At 46.6% G+C, this 22,832-nt stretch carries 26 protein-coding genes; 21 read left to right on the forward strand and 5 right to left on the reverse strand.

Features of this window, described 5'->3' with window-relative positions:
• The first annotated feature begins 5 nt into the window (after positions 1-5).
• The 17 genes from dapB to AC1RRX_RS11940 all read left to right on the forward strand — a co-directional run bounded on the left by dapB (position 6) and on the right by AC1RRX_RS11940 (position 15,877).
• A complete protein-coding gene (gene dapB, locus AC1RRX_RS11860; protein WP_003153497.1) occupies positions 6-809 on the forward strand; it encodes a 4-hydroxy-tetrahydrodipicolinate reductase in 804 nt (267 codons plus the stop codon).
• Positions 810-832: 23 nt separating this feature from the next.
• The gene (gene mgsA, locus AC1RRX_RS11865) at positions 833-1,246 is read left to right on the forward strand and encodes a methylglyoxal synthase (RefSeq protein ID WP_003153499.1); all 414 of its coding nucleotides are present in this window, start codon (positions 833-835) and stop codon (positions 1,244-1,246) included.
• Positions 1,239-1,952: a bacillithiol biosynthesis deacetylase BshB1 gene (bshB1, locus tag AC1RRX_RS11870; protein ID WP_108724848.1), complete on the forward strand. Its 714-nt coding sequence runs from the start codon at positions 1,239-1,241 to the stop codon at positions 1,950-1,952. Before mgsA ends, bshB1 begins: the two co-directional genes overlap by 8 nt.
• The gene (gene bshA / locus AC1RRX_RS11875) at positions 1,949-3,082 is read left to right on the forward strand and encodes an N-acetyl-alpha-D-glucosaminyl L-malate synthase BshA (protein ID WP_144464480.1); all 1,134 of its coding nucleotides are present in this window, start codon (positions 1,949-1,951) and stop codon (positions 3,080-3,082) included. Before bshB1 ends, bshA begins: the two co-directional genes overlap by 4 nt.
• A 4-nt stretch (positions 3,083-3,086) precedes the next feature.
• Positions 3,087-4,277 carry a CCA tRNA nucleotidyltransferase gene (locus AC1RRX_RS11880; protein WP_144464478.1) on the forward strand — a complete coding sequence of 397 codons (1,191 nt, stop codon included), beginning with the start codon at positions 3,087-3,089 and terminating at the stop codon, positions 4,275-4,277.
• On the forward strand, positions 4,262-5,239 hold the full coding sequence (locus AC1RRX_RS11885) for a biotin--[acetyl-CoA-carboxylase] ligase (protein WP_144464476.1): 978 nt from the start codon (positions 4,262-4,264) through the stop codon (positions 5,237-5,239). The genes AC1RRX_RS11880 and AC1RRX_RS11885 overlap by 16 nt, the downstream gene beginning before the upstream one ends.
• Positions 5,240-5,483: 244 nt before the next feature.
• Positions 5,484-6,317 carry a 3-methyl-2-oxobutanoate hydroxymethyltransferase gene (gene panB, locus AC1RRX_RS11890; protein WP_144464474.1) on the forward strand — a complete coding sequence of 278 codons (834 nt, stop codon included), beginning with the start codon at positions 5,484-5,486 and terminating at the stop codon, positions 6,315-6,317.
• Between the two features lie 3 nt (positions 6,318-6,320).
• Positions 6,321-7,181 carry a pantoate--beta-alanine ligase gene (gene panC, locus AC1RRX_RS11895; RefSeq protein ID WP_144464472.1) on the forward strand — a complete coding sequence of 287 codons (861 nt, stop codon included), beginning with the start codon at positions 6,321-6,323 and terminating at the stop codon, positions 7,179-7,181.
• Position 7,182: 1 nt separating this feature from the next.
• A complete protein-coding gene (gene panD / locus AC1RRX_RS11900; RefSeq protein ID WP_003153510.1) occupies positions 7,183-7,566 on the forward strand; it encodes an aspartate 1-decarboxylase in 384 nt (127 codons plus the stop codon).
• 121 nt (positions 7,567-7,687) lie between these two features.
• Positions 7,688-10,474, forward strand: a complete 2,787-nt coding sequence (gene dinG, locus AC1RRX_RS11905; RefSeq protein ID WP_144464470.1) for an ATP-dependent DNA helicase DinG — start codon at positions 7,688-7,690, stop codon at positions 10,472-10,474.
• A gap of 147 nt (positions 10,475-10,621) precedes the next feature.
• The gene (locus AC1RRX_RS11910) at positions 10,622-10,792 is read left to right on the forward strand and encodes a YpmA family protein (protein WP_003153512.1); all 171 of its coding nucleotides are present in this window, start codon (positions 10,622-10,624) and stop codon (positions 10,790-10,792) included.
• 9 nt (positions 10,793-10,801) lie between these two features.
• Positions 10,802-11,287, forward strand: a complete 486-nt coding sequence (tseB, locus tag AC1RRX_RS11915) for a cell wall elongation/penicillin-binding protein regulator TseB (RefSeq protein ID WP_007409483.1) — start codon at positions 10,802-10,804, stop codon at positions 11,285-11,287.
• A 22-nt stretch (positions 11,288-11,309) separates the two neighbouring features.
• Positions 11,310-12,491, forward strand: a complete 1,182-nt coding sequence (locus AC1RRX_RS11920) for a pyridoxal phosphate-dependent aminotransferase (RefSeq protein WP_061860663.1) — start codon at positions 11,310-11,312, stop codon at positions 12,489-12,491.
• Positions 12,492-12,625: 134 nt separating this feature from the next.
• Positions 12,626-13,918, forward strand: coding sequence for an asparagine--tRNA ligase (gene asnS, locus AC1RRX_RS11925; RefSeq protein ID WP_003153515.1), 1,293 nt, complete (start codon positions 12,626-12,628; stop codon positions 13,916-13,918).
• A gap of 94 nt (positions 13,919-14,012) precedes the next feature.
• Positions 14,013-14,711, forward strand: a complete 699-nt coding sequence (gene dnaD / locus AC1RRX_RS11930) for a DNA replication protein DnaD (RefSeq protein ID WP_060674319.1) — start codon at positions 14,013-14,015, stop codon at positions 14,709-14,711.
• A gap of 18 nt (positions 14,712-14,729) precedes the next feature.
• On the forward strand, positions 14,730-15,389 hold the full coding sequence (gene nth, locus AC1RRX_RS11935) for an endonuclease III (protein ID WP_007612187.1): 660 nt from the start codon (positions 14,730-14,732) through the stop codon (positions 15,387-15,389).
• Positions 15,386-15,877, forward strand: coding sequence for a YpoC family protein (locus AC1RRX_RS11940; RefSeq protein WP_144464468.1), 492 nt, complete (start codon positions 15,386-15,388; stop codon positions 15,875-15,877). The genes nth and AC1RRX_RS11940 overlap by 4 nt, the downstream gene beginning before the upstream one ends.
• Before the next feature lie 77 nt (positions 15,878-15,954).
• On the opposite strand, the gene AC1RRX_RS11945 is transcribed toward AC1RRX_RS11940, so the two are convergent.
• Together AC1RRX_RS11945 and recU are read right to left on the reverse strand one after the other, a co-directional pair.
• Positions 15,955-18,735: a PBP1A family penicillin-binding protein gene (locus tag AC1RRX_RS11945; protein ID WP_144464466.1), complete on the reverse strand. Its 2,781-nt coding sequence runs from the start codon at positions 18,733-18,735 to the stop codon at positions 15,955-15,957.
• A gap of 38 nt (positions 18,736-18,773) precedes the next feature.
• Positions 18,774-19,382 carry a Holliday junction resolvase RecU gene (recU, locus tag AC1RRX_RS11950; RefSeq protein ID WP_007409489.1) on the reverse strand — a complete coding sequence of 203 codons (609 nt, stop codon included), beginning with the start codon at positions 19,380-19,382 and terminating at the stop codon, positions 18,774-18,776.
• 41 nt (positions 19,383-19,423) lie between these two features.
• Here recU and AC1RRX_RS11955 point away from each other — a divergent pair, with 41 nt between their 5' ends.
• Positions 19,424-20,386, forward strand: coding sequence for a DUF2515 domain-containing protein (locus AC1RRX_RS11955; RefSeq protein ID WP_108724853.1), 963 nt, complete (start codon positions 19,424-19,426; stop codon positions 20,384-20,386).
• A 43-nt stretch (positions 20,387-20,429) separates the two neighbouring features.
• On the opposite strand, the gene sspM is transcribed toward AC1RRX_RS11955, so the two are convergent.
• The gene (gene sspM, locus AC1RRX_RS11960) at positions 20,430-20,534 is read right to left on the reverse strand and encodes an acid-soluble spore protein SspM (protein WP_003153525.1); all 105 of its coding nucleotides are present in this window, start codon (positions 20,532-20,534) and stop codon (positions 20,430-20,432) included.
• A gap of 205 nt (positions 20,535-20,739) precedes the next feature.
• On the opposite strand from sspM, the gene AC1RRX_RS11965 reads away from it, so the two are divergent.
• On the forward strand, positions 20,740-20,985 hold the full coding sequence (locus tag AC1RRX_RS11965) for a DUF5446 family protein (protein WP_007409491.1): 246 nt from the start codon (positions 20,740-20,742) through the stop codon (positions 20,983-20,985).
• A gap of 45 nt (positions 20,986-21,030) precedes the next feature.
• Positions 21,031-21,399 (forward strand): YppE family protein, encoded by a 369-nt coding sequence (locus AC1RRX_RS11970; RefSeq protein WP_007409492.1) that lies wholly within the window; start codon positions 21,031-21,033, stop codon positions 21,397-21,399.
• A 38-nt stretch (positions 21,400-21,437) separates the two neighbouring features.
• On the opposite strand, the gene AC1RRX_RS11975 is transcribed toward AC1RRX_RS11970, so the two are convergent.
• Positions 21,438-21,620, reverse strand: a complete 183-nt coding sequence (locus tag AC1RRX_RS11975; protein ID WP_003153532.1) for a YppF family protein — start codon at positions 21,618-21,620, stop codon at positions 21,438-21,440.
• A gap of 186 nt (positions 21,621-21,806) precedes the next feature.
• On the opposite strand from AC1RRX_RS11975, the gene AC1RRX_RS11980 reads away from it, so the two are divergent.
• Positions 21,807-22,313 carry a YppG family protein gene (locus AC1RRX_RS11980; RefSeq protein ID WP_144464464.1) on the forward strand — a complete coding sequence of 169 codons (507 nt, stop codon included), beginning with the start codon at positions 21,807-21,809 and terminating at the stop codon, positions 22,311-22,313.
• Between the two features lie 29 nt (positions 22,314-22,342).
• Here the strand turns inward: AC1RRX_RS11980 and AC1RRX_RS11985 are convergent, their stop codons facing one another.
• Positions 22,343-22,756 (reverse strand): Hsp20/alpha crystallin family protein, encoded by a 414-nt coding sequence (locus AC1RRX_RS11985; protein ID WP_017418017.1) that lies wholly within the window; start codon positions 22,754-22,756, stop codon positions 22,343-22,345.
• Positions 22,757-22,832 lie beyond the last annotated feature (76 nt).

Here is a 22,832-nt window from a genome sequence, read left to right on the forward strand (position 1 = left end):
AAACCATGTCAAATGAAACCATTAAAGTCGTCATTGCCGGACCAAGAGGCAGAATGGGCCAGGAGGCCGTAAAACTTGCCGTCCGCACGCCTCATTTTGAGCTTGTCGGCGCCATTGACCATACATACGATCAGCAAACATTGCGGGAAGTGATGTCAGCTGATTCAGACGCTCTTATTTATACGGATATCCGCGCATGTTTCCAAGAAACAAAACCGGATGTGCTGATCGATTTGACAACGCCTGAAATCGGCAAAAAACATACGAAAGCCGCTCTTGAACACGGCGTCCGCCCCGTTGTGGGAACGACCGGATTTTCTGAAGCGGATTTAGAGGAGCTTCAAGCCTTGACTGAAGAAAAAGGAATCGGCGCCATCATCGCTCCGAACTTTGCATTGGGCGCGGTGCTGATGATGAAGTTCTCACAAATGGCCGCCAACTATTTTGAAGATGTAGAAATCATTGAGCTTCATCATGATCAAAAGCTGGATGCCCCGAGCGGAACGGCGCTGAAAACAGCGGAAATGATCTCAAGCGTCCGTACAGAAAAGCAGCAGGGCCATCCTGATGAAAAAGAAATTCTGCCAGGCGCCCGCGGTGCTGAATTAAACGGCATCCGCCTTCACAGCGTGCGTCTGCCGGGCCTTATCGCCCACCAGGAAGTCATGTTCGGCATGGACGGCCAGACGCTGAAACTGCGCCATGACTCCTATAACCGGGCTTCCTTTATGTCAGGAGTGAAGCTGTCAGTGGAGCAAGTGATGAAAATCGACCAGCTTGTATACGGACTCGAAAATATTATCGACTGAATCGGCAAGGGGGAGAACATCAAATGAAAATCGCTTTGATTGCTCACGATAAGAAAAAGCAGGATATGGTTCAGTTTACGACCGCATATAAAGATATACTGAGCCATCATGAGTTATACGCGACAGGTACGACAGGCCTGAAAATCCAGGAAGCGACCGGATTGTCCGTTGAACGTTTTCAATCCGGCCCGCTCGGCGGAGATCAGCAAATCGGCGCATTGATTGCGGCAAATGCCCTGGATCTCGTCATTTTTCTGCGCGATCCGTTAACTGCGCAGCCTCATGAACCGGATGTCTCGGCGCTGATCCGGCTGTGTGACGTATACGCGATCCCGCTCGCCACAAATATGGGGACAGCGGAAATCCTCGTCCGGACGCTGGACGGCGGGGCATTTGATTTCCGCAATCTTGTGCGCGGAGGAGAGCCGAATGTCTGAACACGTTGATATTCTGGCGTTCGGCGCCCATAGTGATGATGTCGAGATCGGTATGGGCGGCACGATCGCAAAATTTACGGCTCAAGGAAAAACCGCGGTGATATGCGATTTGACCGAGGCCGAACTATCATCCAACGGAACGGTAGGGATAAGAAAAGAAGAAGCGGCAGAGGCGGCACGAATTCTCGGCGTAAAAGAGAGAATCCAGCTTACGTTTCCCGACCGCGGGCTTTTGAAAAGTGAGGACGGCATCCGCCGGATTGTCAGTGTCATCAGAGCCTGCCGGCCGAAAACCGTTTTCATCCCTTATCCGAAAGACCGCCATCCTGACCACGGCAATGCGGCGGCTTTGGTCGAAGAAGCGGTGTTCTCGGCGGGAATTCATAAATACAGAGATCACCAGGAACTGCCGGCTCATAAGGCTCAGCGCGTATACTATTATATGATCAATGGGTTTCACCGTCCGGACTTTGTAATCGACATAACGGAAACCATCGATCTGAAAAAAGAAAGCCTGCACGCCTATCAAAGCCAGTTTATTCCTACGGCGCAGTCAGTGAACACACCGCTGACCAACGGTTATATTGAAATGGTGGAAGCGCGGGAAAGACTGTATGGCAAAGAAGCCGGGACGGGGTATGCCGAGGGTTTCTTTTCAAAACAGCTTCCCGTTTTGAATGATGATGTTTTTGGGGGCGGACAATGAGACCATTAAAAATAGGGATTACATGCTACCCGAGTGTCGGAGGCTCGGGTATTATTGCGACGGAACTCGGCAAGCTGCTTGCAGAAAAAGGGCACCAGGTTCATTTCATCACATCAAGCATCCCGTTCAGATTAAATACATATCATCCGAATATTCATTTTCATGAGGTGGAAGTCAACCAATACGCGGTATTTAAATATCCGCCTTATGACCTTACGCTGGCGAGCAAAATCGCCGAGGTTGCTGCGAGGGAAAATCTTGACATCATTCACGCGCATTATGCGCTGCCGCATGCGGTATGTGCTTATCTCGCCAAACAGATGCTCAAGCGCGACATCGGCATCGTGACGACGCTTCACGGTACGGACATCACCGTTTTAGGATATGATCCGTCATTAAAAGATTTAATCCGTTTTGCCATCGAAGCGTCCGACAGAGTGACGGCGGTATCAACCGCGCTTGCCGGAGAAACATATGACTTAATCAAGCCGGATAAAAAAATTGAGACAATCTACAACTTTATTGATGAACGTGTTTATCTTAAGAAAAATACAGAGAGTATAAAAGAGAAACATGGCATTTTGCCGGATGAAAAGGTCGTCATCCATGTTTCGAACTTCAGAAAGGTAAAACGTGTTAAAGATGTCATCCGCGTTTTCCGTAATATCGCAGCAAAAACAAAGGCGAAGCTCCTGCTTGTCGGCGACGGACCGGAAAAGTGCGTCGCTTGGCAGCTTGTCGAAAAATACGGACTGCAGGATCAAGTGCTGCTCCTCGGAAATCAGGACAGGGTGGAAGAGCTGTATTCTATCAGCGATCTTAAGCTTCTTCTGTCTGAAAAAGAAAGTTTCGGACTCGTCCTCCTTGAGGCGATGGCCTGCGGCGTGCCGTGCATCGGAACAAATATCGGCGGAATCCCGGAAGTGATTAAAGATCAAGTAAGCGGTTTTCTGGTGGAAGTCGGCGATATTCAGGCGGCATCTGAAAAAGCGCTTGCCGTTTTAGAAGATAAACAGCTCAGCAAACGATTGACTGATCATGCGCTGAAAATGGTGGAGACCGCCTTTTCTTCGCAAAGAATCGTCAGTCAGTATGAACGGATTTATGACGAATTGTCAGGACCGGAGTGATCTTATGGAACAGGAATTTGTCAAAGCCCTCCCCATCCTTCATCATCTGATGAAGGCGGGCCATCAGGCGTACTTTGTCGGGGGAGCCGTCAGAGACAGCTATATGAAACGAAAAATAGGTGATGTGGACATCGCAACCAGCGCTTCGCCGAATGAGGTGGAGCGTCTCTTTAAGCGGACTGTCGATGTTGGAAAAGAGCACGGCACCGTCATCGTCCTGTGGGAAGATGAAACCTATGAAGTCACCACTTTTCGTGCCGAATCAGAATATAAGGATTACCGGCGCCCTGAAGCTGTGCGGTTCATTACTTCTTTATCAGAAGACTTAAAGCGGAGAGACTTAACGATTAATGCGATGGCGATGTCTGCCGAAGGAGAGCTGCTTGATTATTTCGGAGGCGCGCATGATATCGGACAAAAGCTGATCCGTACGGTGGGTAACCCTGAAGACCGTTTTCGGGAAGACGCTCTGCGGATGATGAGAGCCGTCCGCTTTATGAGTCAGCTCGGCTTTCTGTTAGAAAAAGAAACAAGAGAGGCCGTCATAAAAGACAGGGAGCTTTTGGCACATGTATCAGTAGAACGAAAGACCGCCGAGTTTGAAAAGCTGCTGCAGGGCGCTTTCTCACAAGAAGCGATTCAAACGATGGTGCAGACAGGTCTGATACAAGAGCTGCCCGGCCTTTCCGGTTATGAGCAGCAAATGCTTGAAGCAAGCGGATTTCCGTTTTCTTCTTTAGATGCACGCGAAGAACGCTGGGCAGCGCTGTTATTGTTTCTCGGTCTTTGTCCGAAAAGCGCCGAGGCGTTTTTAAAACAATGGAAACTGCCGGGAAAAGTCGTAAAAAAAGCGATGCAGATCATAAGCGTTTATCCGGCGCAGCTGGAAGCAGAAGCGATGTACCGGGCGGGAGAGGCGCTGTTTTCAGCCGTTAAAATCGGGATGCTGAAAAAGCATAAGACGATTGATGAACAAAAGCTGAAAGAGGTTCAGAGCCTGTATGAGCAGCTGCCGATCAAAAGCCTTCGAGACCTCGACATCTCAGGCGCTGATCTGATGGAGCTCAGAAACCGCCGCGCGGGTAAATGGGTGGCCGAAGAACTTCGCCGGATTGAAGCAGCGGTATTGGCAGGGAAGCTCCCTAACCGAAAACATGATATAAAGGAGTGGCTCGCATCATGGGATCAACATTAAGAACCCGATTAATAGATTTATTTTCTGAGGCGGGTGACGGCTTTATCTCCGGGCAGAAAATAAGTGACGCGCTCAGCTGCTCGAGAACCGCAGTTTGGAAACATATAGAAGAGCTCCGCAAAGAGGGCTATGAGGTTGAGGCGGTCAGACGAAAAGGGTACAGGCTCATTAAAAAACCGGGGAAACTCAGTGAATCCGAAATCCGTTTCGGGCTGAAAACAGAGGTTTTGGGCAAACAGCTTCATTACCGGGACGTCCTGCCGTCCACCCAAAAAACCGCTCATGAACTTGCCAATGACGGCGCGCCGGAAGGGACGCTCGTAGTCGCCGATAAACAAACGGCAGGCAGAGGAAGAATGGCCAGAGTATGGCATTCACAGGAGGGAAACGGGATTTGGATGAGCCTCATTCTGAGACCCGACGTTCCTTTGCAAAAAACGCCGCAGCTCACTCTGTTATCCGCCGTTGCGGTCGTACAGGCCATCGAGGCCTTTACAGGTGTACAGCCCGCCATTAAATGGCCGAATGATTTAATGATTCACGGCAAAAAAGCCGTCGGGATTTTAACTGAGCTGCAGGCAGAAGAAGACCGTGTCCGTTCGGTCATTCTCGGCATCGGCATCAACGTGAACCAGCAGGAAACCGATTTTCCCGGCGAGCTTCAGGACATTGCGACGAGTCTGAGCATGGAAGCCGGCGAAAAAATTGACAGAGCGGGTCTGATACAAGAGATTCTGCTGACTTTTGAAAAACGCTATCAGGATTATTTGAAGCACGGCTTTACACCGATCAAGCTGTTATGGGAAAGCTATGCGGTCGGACTGGGGAACGAGCTCAGAGCGAGAACGCTGCAAGGGACGTTTTACGGGAAATCGCTCGGCATTGATGATGAGGGAGTTCTTCTCTTGGAAACGAGAGACGGTATAAAGAAGATCTATTCTGCCGATATTGAGCTCAATTAATCTTAGTTGGTACAAGCCTCGTGAATTTGGTATACTTCCTATGGGCAGTATCATAATGAACTGCACCTGATCAGCAGAACAGAGATTACGAAAAGTCTGCCTTGATCCAAAAAAGGACTGGGACAGAGGGATGACATTCGCCGAACGTTAAACAAGTGGGAATCCTTCTTATTTTACAGAAGGCTTTTTTGCTTGCGAAGAATTGGCGGCTCATCTCCTCACCGTTTAGAGGAGGAGAAACAGAATGAAAACAAAACTGGATTTCATGAAAATGAAGGAAAATGGAGAGCCGATCGTGATGCTGACCGCTTACGATTATCCGCAGGCAAAGCTTGCGGAACAGGCGGGAGTCGACATGATTTTAGTCGGGGATTCGCTCGGAATGGTCGTGCTCGGACTCGATTCAACAGTCGGCGTAACGGTCAGTGACATGATTCACCATACAAAAGCGGTAAAACGCGGTGCGAAAAATACGTTTATCGTAACTGACATGCCGTTTATGTCTTACCATCTTTCAAAAGAGGATACATTGAAAAACGCCGCGGCCATTATTCAGGAAAGCGGCGCGGACGCGTTAAAGCTTGAAGGCGGAGACGGCGTTTTCGAATCCATCCGCGCGCTGACTCTCGGCGGAATTCCTGTCGTCAGCCATTTAGGCCTCACACCGCAGTCTGTCGGCGTATTAGGCGGATATAAAGTGCAGGGAAAAGATGAGCAAAGCGCGAAAAAGCTCATTGAAGACAGCATCAAATGCGAGCAGGCGGGAGCGATGATGCTCGTGCTTGAATGCGTGCCTGCTGAACTGACTGCTAAAATAAAAGAAGAAGTATCTATTCCCGTCATCGGAATCGGAGCCGGTTCAAAAGCGGACGGCCAAGTCCTTGTCTATCATGACGTTGTCGGCCACGGCGTGGACAGAACACCGAAGTTCGTGAAGCAATACGCCAAAATCGACGGCACGATTGAGTCGGCCCTCAGCGATTACGTCCGTGATGTGAAAGACCGGGTTTTCCCGGAAGAAAAGCATTCCTTTCAGATAAACCAAACTGTGCTGCAAGGCTTGTACGGAGGAAAGTAAGCGATGAAACAACTGACAGAAACTCAACAGCTGAAAGAATTGATTGCACAATACCGCTCAGAAGGCCGGACGATCGGCTTCGTCCCAACGATGGGTTTTCTTCATGAAGGACATCTGACGCTGGTTGAAAAAGCAAGAAAAGAAAACGATATTGTCGTGATGAGCATCTTTGTCAATCCGACTCAATTCGGACCGGGCGAGGATTACGAAGCATATCCGCGAGATTTAAAGCGCGATGCCCGGCTTGCAGATCAGGCGGGGGCAGATGTTTTGTTTACGCCGTCTCCAAGTGACATGTATAAAGGCGAGCAAAATGTTGCCGTGCAAGTGAAAAGGAGAACTGACGCGTTGTGCGGCGCCTCCCGCGTCGGCCATTTTGACGGAGTGGCCACTGTGCTGACGAAGTTTTTCAATCTCGTTAAACCGACCCGCGCCTACTTCGGCCTGAAAGATGCCCAGCAGGCAGCGGTTGTGGACGGATTGATTGAGGATTTCTTTATGGATATCGAATTGGTTGCAGTGGACACGGTCAGAGAAGAAGACGGACTTGCCAAAAGCTCTCGCAACGTCTATCTGACTGAGCAGGAACGCAAAGAAGCGCCGATGATCTATAAAGCATTGCAGCAAGGTGCCGAACTGATCAGAGACGGTGAAAGAAATCCGGAAACCGTTATAAAAACCGTCACCGATATCATCGAAAACACAAGCGGCGTCATTGATTATGCCGAACTGTACGCTTATCCGGAGCTGACTCCGCTTAAAACATTAAACGGCAAGGTCATTCTGGCCTGTGCCGTCCAATTTTCTAAAGCCAGACTGATTGATAATATCATTATTGATATTGATGAATGGGAGAGATCATAATATGTACCGCACTATGATGGCCGGAAAACTGCACCGCGCTACCGTGACGGAAGCCAATTTAAACTATGTCGGCAGCATTACGATTGATGAAGATCTTTTAGATGCCGTCGGAATGCTCGCTAATGAAAAAGTTCAGATTGTGAATAATAACAACGGAGCGAGACTTGAAACGTATATTATTCCCGGTAAGCGGGGGAGCGGCGTCATCTGTTTAAACGGAGCTGCCGCCCGTCTCGTCCAAGAAGGAGATAAAGTCATTATTATTTCTTATCAAATGATGTCTGATCAGGAAGCAAAAAGCCATCAGCCGAAGGTGGCCGTTCTGGATGATCAGAATAAAATCGAGCAGATGCTGGGCCAGGAGCCGGCACACACAATTTTGTAAAAGAGCCCCCTTCATGGGGGTTTTCTTTTAAGATTTAGGGGCAAAAGCTGTTTTTTCGCTCCATTTCTCAACAAAACGTGTTACACTTTTCTCGTATGCAAGAATTGAGGTGTCCATTTTAATGAACAAACAACGGTTCGTTGTCATAGATGTCGAAACAACAGGAAATTCGCCGAAAAAGGGCGATAAAATCATTCAAATCGCAGCGGTTGTCATTGAAAATGGACAAATAACTGAGCGGTTTTCAAAATATATCAATCCGAATCAGGCCATCCCGCCGTTTATTGAACAGCTGACCGGAATTTCGTCCGGAATGGTTGAAAATGAACTGCCGTTTGAAGCGGTCGCAGAGGAGATTTTTCATCTGCTTGACGGCGCGTATTTTGTTGCCCACAATATTCATTTCGACCTCGGATTTGTCCGGTATGAACTGAGCGAAGCGGGCTATGAGCTGCCGGATTGTGAAGTGCTTGATACGGTTGAGCTTTCGCGTATTGTTTTCCCGGGGTTTGAAGGATATAAGCTCGGTGAGTTGTGTGCGGAGCTGAATATTGTACATGACCGCCCTCACCGCGCAGACAGCGATGCGGAGGTTACGGGACTGGTCTTTTTAGACATTTTACATAAACTGAAACATTTGCCTTTACCGACATTAAAGCAGCTTAGAAGGCTTTCACAGCATTTTATCAGCGATTTGACGCTGCTTTTGGATTCTTTTATACATGAAAGCAGGCCGGCGGAAGAAAAGCGCTGCATTCCATACGCCTCTTTTTCAATTAAAGAGCCCGATCACATTCCGGTTTCCCGTCCGGTGAATGCGGCCATTGATCTTGAAAAGTGGAACGAAGAAAAAGAACAGATCTTATCCGGCATCATCCCCCGCTATGAAAAGCGGAAAGGGCAGCTTTCGATGATGGATGAAGTGCTTGGCGCCTTCCGCAATCGGGAGCATGCGCTGATTGAAGCGGCGCCCGGCATCGGAAAAACGATCGGTTATCTCGTTCCGGCTGTTTTATTTGCCAAAGCGGAGCAAACTCCCGTGATTATCAGCACGTACTCTACTCTTTTGCAGCAGCAGATCATGTCTAAAGATCTTCCGCTTTTGGAGCGTATGTTTCCTTGGCCGGTCAAAGCCGCTATTTTAAAAGGGAAATCACATTATCTGTGCCTGCCTAAGTTTGAACATATTCTGCATGAGGAAGATGACAACTATGATGCGGTTTTGACGAAAGCGCAGCTTCTCGTCTGGCTGACGGAGACTGAAACGGGCGACGCCGCTGAGCTGAATCTTCCATCAGGCGGCAGATTGCTGTGGGAGCGCATGGCTTACGATGAGAATTCTTTTTTTAAAAAAGGGAAGGACTCGGCTGCCGGGTTTTATGAACGGGCTAAAGAAAAGGCGCAGGCCGCAGATCTGATTATCACAAACCATGCTTTGCTGTTTTCAGATCAAAGCAGTGAAACGAAAAAACTGCCTGCAAGCGGAACGGTCATCATTGATGAAGCGCATCATTTCGAACGCGCTGCCAGCGAGCACCTGGGGAAGAGAGCTTCATACATCGGACTGCACACAAAGCTCAGCCGAATCGGAACCTTAAAGGAACACGGACTGTTAAAGCGGATGAGAAAACTGTTTTATACGTATGAACTGCCGGCGGAAAGTTTTTTTGACGCCGATGAGTGGATGAAGCATATTCAATCGGAAAGCGACGCATTTTTCAGTTCGGTGCATTCTTTTGTCAAACGAAGAAAACCTAAAGACGATCTGAACCGTCTCGTTTATAGTCTCAATCATAAAAGCCAGGATAAAGGGTTTCACATGATAACGGACGGAGCGGAGCGGCTTTGTGCGATGCTGGATCAGCTGCTTGACATGTTTTCAGTACAGGAGAAACTGTTACATCAAAAGCTTGATCAGATGAAAAGCGGAGCGGCTTTTTTAGCGGCCGAATATGTAAAGTGTATCAGGGGGCTGAAAGAATATCGCGATACGTTCAGCAGGCTGCTGTTTGAAAATGATGAGAAAGAAGCCGTTTGGGTTGAAATTGACGCGAAGGGCGCAAAAAATGCCGTCAGCATCTATGCGCAGCCTTTGGAGCCCGGTGAAATGCTGGCAGACCAGTTTTTCGCCCGCAAAAAAAGCGTTGTGCTCACATCAGCGACCTTAATGGTGGAGCATTCTTTTCAATTTATGATTGAAAGGCTCGGACTTGCGGATTTTTATCCGCGCACCAAAAGCATCCCGTCTCCTTTTTCATACGATGATCAGATGAACGTCATCATTCCGAAAGAGATGAAATCCGTTAAATATGACGGAGAGCGGGAAGTCATTGAGCATATTGCCAAGTATGCAGAAATCATGTCAAAGGGAAAACAGCCGAAGATCCTTGTCCTGTTTACGTCTCATGATATGCTGAAAAAAGTGTATCAGGAACTGAAACTCAGTATGGAGATATCAGGCATTCAGCTTCTCGCCCAAGGTATTTCGGGCGGGAGTCCCGGTAAATTAATGAAAACCTTTAAAACGGCAAGCCGGGCGATTTTGCTCGGGACAAATCATTTCTGGGAAGGCGTTGATTTTCCGGGGGATGAATTGTCAACCGTCATGATCGCAAGACTTCCTTTCAGGGCGCCTGACAATCCGCTTCATGCCGCAAAATGCGAATTTGCCAAAAAGCAGGGGAAAAATCCGTTTCAGACGATTTCCCTGCCTGAGGCCGTGTTAACGTTCAGACAGGGGATCGGGCGCCTGCTCCGTACGGCGGGAGACAAGGGAACAATCGTTCTTTTAGATCAGCGTGTAAAGACGGCGGGATACGGACGGCTGTTTCTTGAAGCGCTCCCGACTTCATCTCTTTTGGAGCTGACGGATGCCGAACTCGGGGATTATGTCAGCCAAACGGAATAAAAGCCGCATAAACGCGGCTTTCGTGGTGTGGGATGAGGAATTGTTTTTATAGTAAAAGCGGGTTCATGCCGCCTTGTGATTTTATTATGCCGCGGGCGCATCCCGTTATGACTAACAAAATTTGTTCGACCGATGGAGGGTATAAAAATGGAAAGCAAAATTGAAATTCTGTCAACGATTAATGTGGAGCATTCAGATGATTTATATAAAATCGTCGATACATTAAACCGGACTTTGAAACGGGACAATCTGATGTTCGGGCTTGCGCTCGACGAAGAAAATCAAAATGAAGCGGTCTTCACCATTTATCGCACATAGGTGAAAAAGATGAGAAAAAAAGCATTAATATTTACAGCCGTATTTGGTATTATTTTTTTAGCAGTTCTTTTATTTTCGGCCAGCATTTTTAAATCTGCAATGGCTCAAAAAGAAGAAGGCCACGAAACAGCTGCCGCAGCCGCTAAAGAAAAAACGGATCTGACAGATGCTGAGAAAGTGGAGACCTTTGTCGGCAAACAGAAATATTATGTTGTTACCGGAACGGATAAACATGGAAAAGATATGTATGTATGGGTTCCGGCCGACAAAAAAGCAAAAATTCTCTCAAAAAAAGCCAGTGACGGCATTTCAAGCGGCAAGGCTGCCAAGATCGTTCGGGACGAAGGGCTTGTTTCCAAGCTGAATGGCGTTCACCCGGCGAGAGAAAACAATGTTCCGTTATGGGAAGTGACCTATATCAACAAAAGCGGGCAGTATAGCTTTAGTTATGTGGACTTTACAAGCGGCAAGATTCTCAAAAACATCACACCGTGAGACGTATTAGGGGGAGTTCAAGTTGAAATTGGCAAAAAGAGTATCCGCATTAACACCGTCTGCAACACTTGCAATTACTGCAAAAGCGAAAGAGCTGAAAGCAGAAGGCCATGATGTCATCGGCCTCGGAGCAGGAGAACCGGATTTTAATACGCCTCAGCACATTATAGATGCCGCGGTGCGTTCCATGAATGAAGGCCATACGAAATATACGCCATCAGGCGGTCTGCCGGCGCTGAAAGACAGTATTGCAAAAAAATTCAAAAACGACCAGGGGATTGAATATAAGCCGTCAGAAATCATTGTCTGCACCGGAGCGAAACACGCTCTGTATACATTATTTCAGGTTATTCTCGATGAAGGGGACGAAGTGATTATACCGACTCCTTACTGGGTCAGCTACCCTGAGCAGGTGAAACTGGCAGGGGGGCGTCCCGTCTATGCAGAAGGGCTGGAATCCAATCAGTTTAAAATTTCACCGGAGCAGCTGAAGCAGGCTATCACCGAGAAAACAAAAGCGCTCATTATCAATTCACCGAGCAACCCGACAGGTGTTATGTATACGAAAGAAGAGCTTGCGGAACTCGGAAAAGTGTGTCTGGAGCATGGCATTCTGATCGTTTCCGACGAGATTTATGAGAAGCTTACATACGGAGGAAAAAAACACGTCTCAATCGCACAGCTTTCAGATAAATTGAAAGAGCAGACGATCATCATTAACGGCGTGTCGAAATCTCACAGCATGACGGGCTGGAGGATCGGCTATGCGGCGGGTTCGGAGACGATTATTAAAGCGATGACGAGCCTTGCAAGCCACAGCACATCAAATCCGACGTCCATCGCTCAATACGGCGCCATTGCGGCCTATAACGGTCCGGCTGAGCCGCTGGAAGAGATGAGACAGGCATTTGAGCACAGACTGAACACCATTTACGCTCAGCTCAGTGAGATTCCCGGATTCACCTGTGTCAAGCCTGAAGGGGCATTTTACTTGTTTCCTAACGCCAAAGCGGCCGCAGAAAACTGCGGATTCAAAGATGTCGATGAATACGTCAAGGCGCTTCTGGAAGAAGAAAAAGTCGCCGTCGTGCCGGGCTCGGGCTTCGGCTCACCGGACAACGTCCGTTTATCTTACGCAACGTCACTCGATCTTTTAGAAGAAGCGGTCGAAAGAATCCGCCGCTTCACGGAAAAACACAGCTGATTCTGAAAAAGCGGCTTTTAAAGCCGCTTTTTACTTGCATTGACCCCGTTAGAGTAGAACGGGTATAATAAAGTGATGAAAAAAGAGATTCAGGCAGATTCCTGAATGTCTTTCTTGTTCTGGAGGGAAAGAGTTTGAAAACAACAATCAACCAAGTGTATAAACACACAGGCGAGGAAGTAACGATTGGAGCTTGGGTCGCTAATAAACGCTCAAGCGGTAAAATCGCATTTTTACAGCTGAGAGACGGTACCGGCTTCATTCAGGGAGTTGTCGTCAAAGCTGAAGTAGAAGAAGACATCTTCCAAATCGCGAAATCAGTGACGCAGGAAACGTCACTTTATGTAAAAGGAATTGTGAAAGAGGACGAGCGTTCACCGCTTGGCTATGAGCTTGCTGTTACATCCATTGAAGTCATTCACGAAGCGACTGATTATCCGATTACGCCTAAAGAGCACGGTACGGAATTCTTAATGGATCACAGACATTTATGGCTCCGTTCGAAACGCCAGCACGCAATTATGAAAATCCGCAACGAAATCATTCGTGCGACTTATGAATTTTTCAACAAAGAAGGCTTCGTGAAAGTTGATCCGCCGATTTTGACGGGAAGCGCTCCCGAAGGCACGACTGAGCTGTTCGCGACAAAATATTTTGATGAAGACGCCTTCTTGTCTCAAAGCGGCCAGCTGTATATGGAAGCAGCTGCAATGGCGCTCGGAAAAGTATTCTCTTTCGGACCGACGTTCAGAGCGGAAAAATCGAAAACGAAACGCCATCTCATCGAATTCTGGATGATTGAGCCTGAAATGGCATTTGTTGAATTTGAAGAAAACCTTGAAGTTCAGGAGAATTATGTTGCATACATCGTACAAAGTGTGCTGGAACATTGTAAGATCGAGCTGAACACATTAGGTAGAGACACATCGAAGCTTGAACAAATCAAAGCGCCATTCCCGCGCATTACGTACGATAAAGCGATCGAATTCCTGAAGGAAAAAGGCTTTGACGATATTGAGTGGGGAGATGACTTCGGTGCGCCGCATGAAACAGCGATCGCAGAAAGCTATGACAAACCGGTGTTTATCACTCATTACCCGACGTCATTAAAACCGTTTTATATGCAGCCTGCCAAAGATCGTGACGATGTCGTGTTATGTGCCGACTTAATCGCTCCGGAAGGCTACGGGGAAATCATCGGCGGTTCAGAACGCGTTCATGATATGGATTTATTGGAAGAAAGATTAAAAGAACACGGTCTGGATTCAGATGCTTACAAATGGTATGCTGAACTCAGACAATACGGTTCTGTTCCGCACTCCGGCTTCGGCCTCGGACTTGAGCGGACAGTGGCTTGGATCAGCGGAGCGCCTCACGTGCGTGAAACGATTCCGTTCCCGAGACTTCTGAACCGTCTGTATCCGTAATAGTTATGAAAAACGAAGTCTCCTGCAAGGGAGACTTTTTCTAAGTAAAGGGGAAAGCTCCCGGAGATAACCTTTTACAGTAAGAGGTGTAAGGATGAAAAAACAGCAATTTATAGATATGCAGGAACTCGGCATTTCAAGCATTCCCAACCTGCTGCTGACACATTACCGGCAGCTCGGGCTGAATGAAACCGAATTGATCCTGCTTTTGAAGATTAAAATGCATTTGGAAAAGGGCTCTTATTTTCCGACGCCGTTTGAACTTCAGTCAGGCATGTCCATCTCTGCTGAAGAATGTACAAGCTGCCTGAGAATGTTTATTCAAAAAGGTTTTCTGTTTATTGAAGAATGTGAAGACCATAACGGCATAAAGTTTGAAAAATATTCTCTGCAGCCGTTATGGGCGAAGCTGTATGATTACATGCAGCATTCTCAAAATGAAACGCAGGAAAGAACGTCAGAAAAAGAACAAAAAAGCCTGTATACCATCTTTGAAGAAGAGTTCGGAAGACCGCTGTCGCCGCTTGAATGCGAGACGCTGGCCATATGGCAGGACCAGGATCAGCATGATGCGATTCTGATTAAACACGCCTTAAAAGAAGCCGTTTTATCGGGGAAACTCAGTTTTCGCTATATTGACCGGATTTTATTTGAATGGAAAAAGAACGGCTTCAAAACGGTTGAGCAGGCGAAGGCGCACAGCCAAAAATTCCGGCGTGTTCAAACGAAACAAAACGATCCGCAAAAAGAGTATACGAGGCAGGTGCCTTTTTACAATTGGCTGGAACAATAACATGAGAAGGGGAGAAACGTGTTAAATTTAAAGCAGATTGAATATTGTCTTGAAAAAATCGGCGATATGTTTCCGCACGCAGAATGTGAACTTGTCCATTCAAATCCTTTCGAATTGGTTGTGGCAGTCGCATTATCCGCGCAATGTACGGATGCTCTCGTCAACAGAGTGACAAAAACGCTATTTCAAAAATATAAACGGCCCGAAGATTATCTTGCCGTATCGCTGGAAGAACTCCAGCAGGATATTAAATCAATCGGCCTGTACCGTAATAAAGCCAAAAATATTCAAAAGCTGAGCAAAATGATCATCGAAGAGTACGGCGGAGAAGTGCCGAAAGACCGGGATGAGCTTGTGAATCTGCCGGGTGTCGGACGGAAAACGGCAAATGTGGTCGTGTCTGTTGCTTTCGGCGTACCTGCGATTGCAGTAGACACTCATGTGGAGCGGGTCTCTAAACGGCTCGGTATCTGCCGCTGGAAGGACTCTGTTTTGGAAGTAGAGAAAACATTAATGAAAAAAGTGCCGAAAGAGGATTGGTCTGTTACGCATCACAGATTAATATTTTTCGGCAGGTATCATTGTAAAGCGCAATCTCCCCGCTGTGCGGAATGTCCTTTGCTTCCGCTGTGCAGAGAAGGGCAGAAGCGTGACAAAAAAGGGCTGGTGAAACGGTGACGGCGATTGACATTCTGGCAGGCTATGAAACATACCTGCGCAGCCTTACGGACTTGGAAAGCCTCGAGGTCAAAACGGCGTTGCGCCGCCATCCGCTGTATATGGATTTCAGCGGTCAGCCAACAGTGCAGCCATGGAGGGAAAGGGGCGAATATGTCCCGTTTCTGTTTCAGATTTGGAATGAAACGAAAGAAACGTTGCTTCCCGTTTTTCAAACAAGAAAATCGAGATGTGATCAAAATGACATGCTGAAGGGAATTGCCTGTCTGATTGCCGCTTTTCACTGGACGGCAGGGGAGCGGGTCACATCACTCGATTGGTCTGTGCTTGAAACAAAGCATTTTCCCGCCGAACCGATCAATTGGGCGGAGCGAATGGCGTTTATTTTAACAAAACCGACTCAATATCACTCGTTTATTCAGCTGGATGAATTGATGACGGAGATGAAGAAACAATATCATAAATATGAAGCCATGAACAAAGGTTAAAAACCTCCTTATGAGAAAAGGAGGTTTTTTTGTATGAAAAAAATCCTTCACCTGGTTGAGGTGAAGGATTTCGTCCGCTAATGAGCGGGATTTGACTGGATGGTTGACGAATTGGACTGCCCGTTGATATTTGAAGATGAGTCTTGGTTTTTGTCCGTTTGACCGTTGTCAGGTTTATTCGGGCCGTCTGAACCGGAGTCGGAACCATTATCAGAGTTATCTTGCTGTCCGTTGTTATCGGTCCCGTTACCGGGCTGATTCTGATTGTTGTTATCTGTTTGATCCTTATCGGATTGATCCTGATTTTTATCCGGGTCATCAGTTGGTGTTTGATCCGATCCGTCAGACGTATCTGTCTGATTGTCATCTGTGTTTGAATCATCGGTTTGCGTTTTGTCTTTGTCTTTATCTTCATCAGACTTCTGTTCATCGTCAGTCGCTTTATCTTTATCCGCATCGTCTTCTTCATCTTTCGGGACTTTGAAAGAAGCTGATGCCGTATCGCTTTTTCCGTCATCGTTTTCCGCTGTCACCTGGAAGCTGTATGTGGAGCCTGGTGTGACATCTGAGACGACGGCTTCTTTTGCCGAACTGTTTTGAATGTCACTGTAGCTTCCGCCGTCAACGGATTGTTTGACATTGAATGTTGCATCACCGTCATAATTCCAGCTTAAAGTTAATGATTTTTTATCTTTGTCGTATTTCACTTGCAATCCTGTAGGTTTATCGGCTTTTTCTTTCTTGTACGTTTTAGAAACGGCAGTTGGCTGCGTTCCTTTCACGAAGTACTCCGTCACTTTTTTATCATCCGGCGTATTCGGTCCGGCTAAAGCGGCAGGATTCGAGCCTTTCTCAACTGTTTCTTTGACGACGCTGTCAGGCTGCTTGAAGCTTCCTTTACCGTCATCAACGTAAGAGATCAGCTTTTGGAAAATCCGTTTTGCGACTTGCTGGTCTGCAGAAGACAGTGATTTCTTGCCTGCTTTGTTGCCAGACTCAACTCCGGTCCAAACCGCCGCAGTATATTGAGGGGTGTATCCGACAAACCAGGAGTCTGGAACTCCGCCTGGAGCAATATTATATTTTTGAATGTCCTCTTTAGTAAAGTTAGTCGTACCCGTTTTACCGGCGACTTCCACGTTCGGTACTTGAGCCAGTCTGCCTGTTCCTGACTGCACGACTGTTTTGAGCATATCGGTAATCATGAATGCCGTGTAATCGCTCATAGCACTTTTCGGTTTCGGTGTTAAATCAAGCTTAGTGCCGTCATTAAATTCAATTGATGTGACCGCATGCGGTTCATTGTACGTTCCGTTATTTCCGAAAGCGCTGTAGGCGCCTGCCATGGTCATAGTAGATACACCGCGATTTTCATCCCCAAAACCGCCGATAGAATAGGGCTCATATACTTGATCTTTGTTTAAACCTAATCCCAGGTCGTTTGCAAAGTCCACGGCATTATCCTTTCCAACTGCTTGGAATGCTTTTAAAGCAGGGATATTACGTGAGTCTGAGAGGGCCTCTCGCATTGATATCTGGCCTCTGTATCTATTGTCATAATCATGGATTGGTGTGCCGTTAGAGTACGTATAAGCCGAATCATCAATCTGCTCATACGTCGACCATTTTTTATTTTCAATGACCGGGCCGTAATCAAGAATAGGTTTTATCGTTGAACCGGGCTGGGTTTTACCTTGTGTTGCATAATTGAATCCCCCGGTAGTTCTGTTCCGTCCTGCTCCGATAGCGCGGATTTCTCCGTTTGTCGTATCAAGGAGGGTGACGCCGCCCTGCATGCCTTCCGAAAAGCCGGCTGTATCTCCGTTCATCAATTGATCAAGATAATCTTGTGCTTTCGTATCAAGAGTCGTGTAAATTTTCAATCCGTCAGTTGAAATATCGACGTCTTTCTTTTCTTTTGTCTCAATTTCTTTCATAACTTCTTCGACAAAAGCGCTGTATTTATTTGTGTCCTTTTTATCGTATTCCTTTTGGCTGACGACGCCTTCATCTTTCATGGACACTTTCTTTGCTTTTTGGTAGTCAGAATTTGAAATGAATCCTTGTTTTTCCATTAAGCTGAGAACGATGTTTCGGCGTTTTTCGGAAGCCTTCGGATTTTTAACCGGGTTATATCCGGTCGGGCTTTGCGGCATTCCGGCAAGCGTCGCCGCCTGTTCAACCGTAAGCTTGCTCAAATCTTTTACGCCGAAGAATTCTTCAGCGGCTTTACCGACGCCGTAGGCACGCGGTGAGAAATAAATTCTGTTTAAATACATTTCTAAGATTTCATCTTTAGAATAATGGCGCTCCAGCTGCAGTGAAAGCCACACTTCCTGTGCTTTCCGTTTAATCGTTTTCTGATGGGTCAAAAGCGAGTTTTTCACAACCTGCTGGGTGATTGTGCTTCCTCCCTCTGAACCGAATCCATCCGTAAAGTTGGCGACCAAGGCGCCTCCGATCCGGATCGGGTCTATACCGTGGTGCTTATAAAAACGGGCGTCTTCAGTTGCGATAAATGCTTCTTTCACAACATCGGGTATATCCTTAATCGGGACGTAGGTTCGTTTTTCACCGCCCACTTCCGCGATTTCTTTGCCGTTTTTATCGTAAATCGTTGAAGAGTAAGGCGTTTTCAGCTTGGCTTCGTCCAAAGACGGCGCGCCGGAAACCAAAACGGCAAATGCCGCCGCTCCGCCGACTATGCCAAGGACAAACAGAATAACCAAGGACAGTACAATCTTTTTGAATAAACCGCCTTTACGCTGTTTCTTGCCTTTTTTCGGTGAAGAGGGCTTAGTGCTTTTCGTCTGCCTTGCCTTACGGCGTTCTTCACGGCTCGTAAATTGATCTGACATAACATCTCAACCTTTCGTTTATCAACCTTTCGCTCAGTCTACTGTTCCTGCGAAAAATAAAGCTGTTCAATAATACTAATATAATCAATTCTCGGTGAGTATCCAAGGGAAATCGGAAAGGAAGCATCTTCTAATTCGTCTTTGCGAATCGATTTTCTGCCATTGTTCTCCTTTCTCTCCCAAAAGACAAACAGCTTGTCGGCTTCGAGGAAATAAACCTTTCCGAAAGCGGATATAATAACAAAACAAATGCCGTCTTGTCTGACCACCTGCTTCATATGCTCAATCTGATGATCATGAAAATTCTGCAGGGGAAATGCCGTTTTGTTTTTTGTTTCTTTTGCCTCAAAATCAATGTAGCGCCCTTTATAAATGCCGTTGTAGTCAGTTGTGGAAGACTGTTTAAAATAAGCTTCCTTAATGACTGCGGCGCTTCTTTTCGGATAGTGGACGTTTACAATCTGGACGGGTGTCGGCTTTTTGTGAATGACAGCAATTTGGTTAACCAGATAATACTTATTCGTTTCATTCAGGTCGTCTTCGAGGGTCATGCCGCGATTACTGTATGAATGGGACCGTTTCTGGCTGTTTTGGGATGAAACCGTTTTGTTCGGCTGAAAAGTTTTTCCATTCGGGTACCGAATCACTTTTTCCATCCTCCTTATCAAACTAATAGTGACGGAAGTGAATGAACGTGCATAAACGACAGACCGTAACCGCCATTCTTCGCCTGATCGAAAAAGAGACGAAAATAAAAAATGCCGATAATATTTCCCGGACGAATGCCTATAAAGCATATTATGACCGCCATCCTGAGATCAAGTGGCCGCTTTTGGCATCGTTTGTGTCCCGCAATGCGGGCTGGTCGATGACTGATTTAAGAGGCGTCCTTTATCAGGAGGGCCTTGACAGCAGTCAGAAAAACTGGTTTTTCCTTTCGTATGAAAGGGCGAATTGGCTGATTTTTTCTGATGCCTATCCTCAGCTTCTGGTCTACCAGTGGTCAAAACAAATCGGCGAACCTCTTTTCCGTCATCTTCCTTATTTCCGCGTCTCGGCTTTTATGCAGGAAGAATGGTTCCGCTTTTGGCGTGACGGAGATACGGAACGGCTCATGTATGCTCTTATTATAAATGAACAAAACACTATCCAAGCACCTATTATACAAAATCCTTCGTTTAAAAAGAATGTTTTTGGCACGATTCCTTTTTATTTAAGTGATTGTTTTCACTTTAATACGGTGATATTCCCTTCATTTGACGGACATTTATACGGAATTTCCGTCAAACGGTTTTCAAAAACCGAAGAAAGAATTACGCTCGGAAAACAGCTGGCCCGCCTTCTGTTCAGCCCTGATCTTCACGCTTCTTTTTACCGTTTTCTTGATACCGTTCCTCATACCGGTTCACGCTTTGATATGGAGAAAATGATCGGCATCAAAAAAAGAACATCACCGATGCTGAGGACAACCTATCCCATTGTTGCCCACCCATTAGACGGCGAAAGGGCGGATTGGTTTCAAAAAAGGTTAAGAAAAGGGGCTTTCTTACAGGAGAAAATGCCGAAACAGCTTGAACTGACGGACTGGTACTTCCAGAAAAGACGGGAGCTCCATGCGCTCTTCGCGGTTAAAGAGTGGCTGAAGAAATGAAAAAGCCCGAAACCGTTCGCTGGGGTTTCGGGCTGCTGATGTGTTACGTGGAAGGGCGGTTTGGGCCGCCTAATTTTTTATCAAGCGTATCAGTCGTTTTTGCTTCGGTTTTTTGCTGTTTACCTGCATTTTTCGGTCTCGTTTTCATACGGCACCTCCTCAACTGTATCGTTTGCATTAACGTGCCGGTTCATACAAAGTTTGCGGCACTTTTTTGTCGAAAGGCACGCCTTTTAGGATAATCTCTGTTTGTTTGCCGAACTGCTTCTAGTTTTGTCATGTGCAAAGGAGAGCGGTATGAAAACGAGAATTATATTCTAAAGAAACGCAAGTGATAAAAGGGAGGAACATGAATGTCTGTTTACACGAGCAAGGCTGATATTCTCCGTCTGCTTTCTGATATCGAATTCCGGATTTCTGCTGCTGAAAAGACGCTTACCCAAGCAGTCAGATCCTGTCAGGCGGAAGCTGAAGAAATCAGACAGGAGAAACTTTCCCGCCTTGAGGAAGAGGCGCGGGAGCTTCATGTTTGTATTGATGACCTGTTTTTGGCTGACCGGCGTAAAAAGGATTTGCCGAGAGCCTGCCGGATCAGCTGATTTTATGCAAAAACTTTGGTACCATATGTACTGAGGTGAGTCCGTTTGCAGACACAGTCGTTATTGGAGCTGACAGAACAAATGATAGAGGCGGTTCTGGAAGCCGAAAAAAGGTATCAGGATGGAAAAGAGTCAGGCCGTTCATATGATTTTTTTGAGATTATTAAACCCGATGTTGAAAAAAGAGACCGGCTTTGCGCGCTTTGGACAGAAGCAGCGCTTGCGTTTATTCAGGAAAACCGTCCGAAATACGTTCATCACGCACAAATTCAGGCCGTTACAGAAAATTTCGGAGAGCTGATGCTCCAATCATATGTTCATCATATTCATAAAAAAAGATACAGGGATTTAACTGAATCTGTTTTATATACGCTTCGTATATTAAGGGATGAAATTGAAAAAGAAGGCAGCTGAAAACGGCTGCCTTCTTTTATATAAAGGGGTCGGGTATGTTATTCATACGCCGGGTTTTCTGCTCCACTTGCTTCGAGAACCTTCATACTGTTTCGAAATTCGGTTGCGGTGAGATGGCCTTGAATATAGAGGAATTTTGCAAAGTCCATCAGTTTATCTGCACAATCTGTTTCATATTTTTTCACTTCAGCAAAACGCTTTCTTAAGTATGATACGTTCATAATGGTGCATCCCCTCTCATGTATGTTGAGATTATGGTAACATAACGATTCGACTTTTTTCTGTTTTTAAAAAATTAAGACTTTCGACAGCATTTGACAAAAATCAGAATCACCGAAAGCACATAACCACGGCGGAATTCATACATATATAGCAGAAACTTAGTGAGAGACAAGGGGGAATGTCATATGCAATGGAGAGCGCAGCCATATCAAAATATGTACCAGCAGCCGGCGGGATATTTCTACCCGCAGCAGATACAGCCATTACAGCAGCCGAGTCCGCAGCAGATACAGCCATTACAGCCGCCGTATCCGCAGCAGATACAGCCATTACAGCCGCCGTATCCGCAGCAGATACAGCCATTGCAGCAGCCGCCGCCGCCATATCATCAGCAAGGGCAGTACCCGCAGCAATTTTATCCGAATCAGGAATACGGTCATGTGCAGCAGCCGTTTGCTCCCGCTCCCCCTCAGGCAGGCATGCCCGGGGGGCAGCCGGGGTTTGTGAATCCTTACCCCGTTCCCAGACCGAATCAGCAGCAGTCTTCCCAATTCTCAGGCATACTCTCCCAGTTTAAAAAAACGAACGGACAGTTTGACTTTAATAAAATGATAGATACAACGGGGCAGATGGTAAGCGCCGTAAATCAGGTCGGATCGCTGGTGAAAGGCTTCACCAGTATCTTCAAATAAAAAGCATGAATGATATCCATCATTCATGCTTATTTTTTAGGGAAAAAGAGGGTAAGCGTCTGTTCATTCCAGGATGTTTCCATATCTTCTTCACTCACCTTATACGGGAGGACAACGGTTCTTGTCATGCTTGAAGACACATGGGATGAATGAGCCTGTTTATGATCGTAGCGGATTGTAACGTGAAGGTAGCACCCCTTCGTTTCCACCAGCATATCACCGTCACGGAATGTCTCGGGAACGCTGATATCAACCGCGAGGCCCGTCGGCTCTTCTCTGACGTCAATCGTCACTTGCGCTTCAGTAAAAGCCGAATTGACAAGGTGCTGAAAACCCTGCATCAATTCTGCGAAGGGACCTGAGTGAAAAAATTGGTCCATCGCATGGCTGATGATGTCCTCATTTCTTTGCGGATCAAGTTTATCGTTTTGTGATTGATCCATATGACCACCGCCTTTTTACAAACAGACTATGCGATGTTATGCCGTATGGTTAAGAATTGAAGGAAAAAAGAAAGTA

The organism is Bacillus sp. GW821-FHT11D08 (assembly GCF_058808515.1).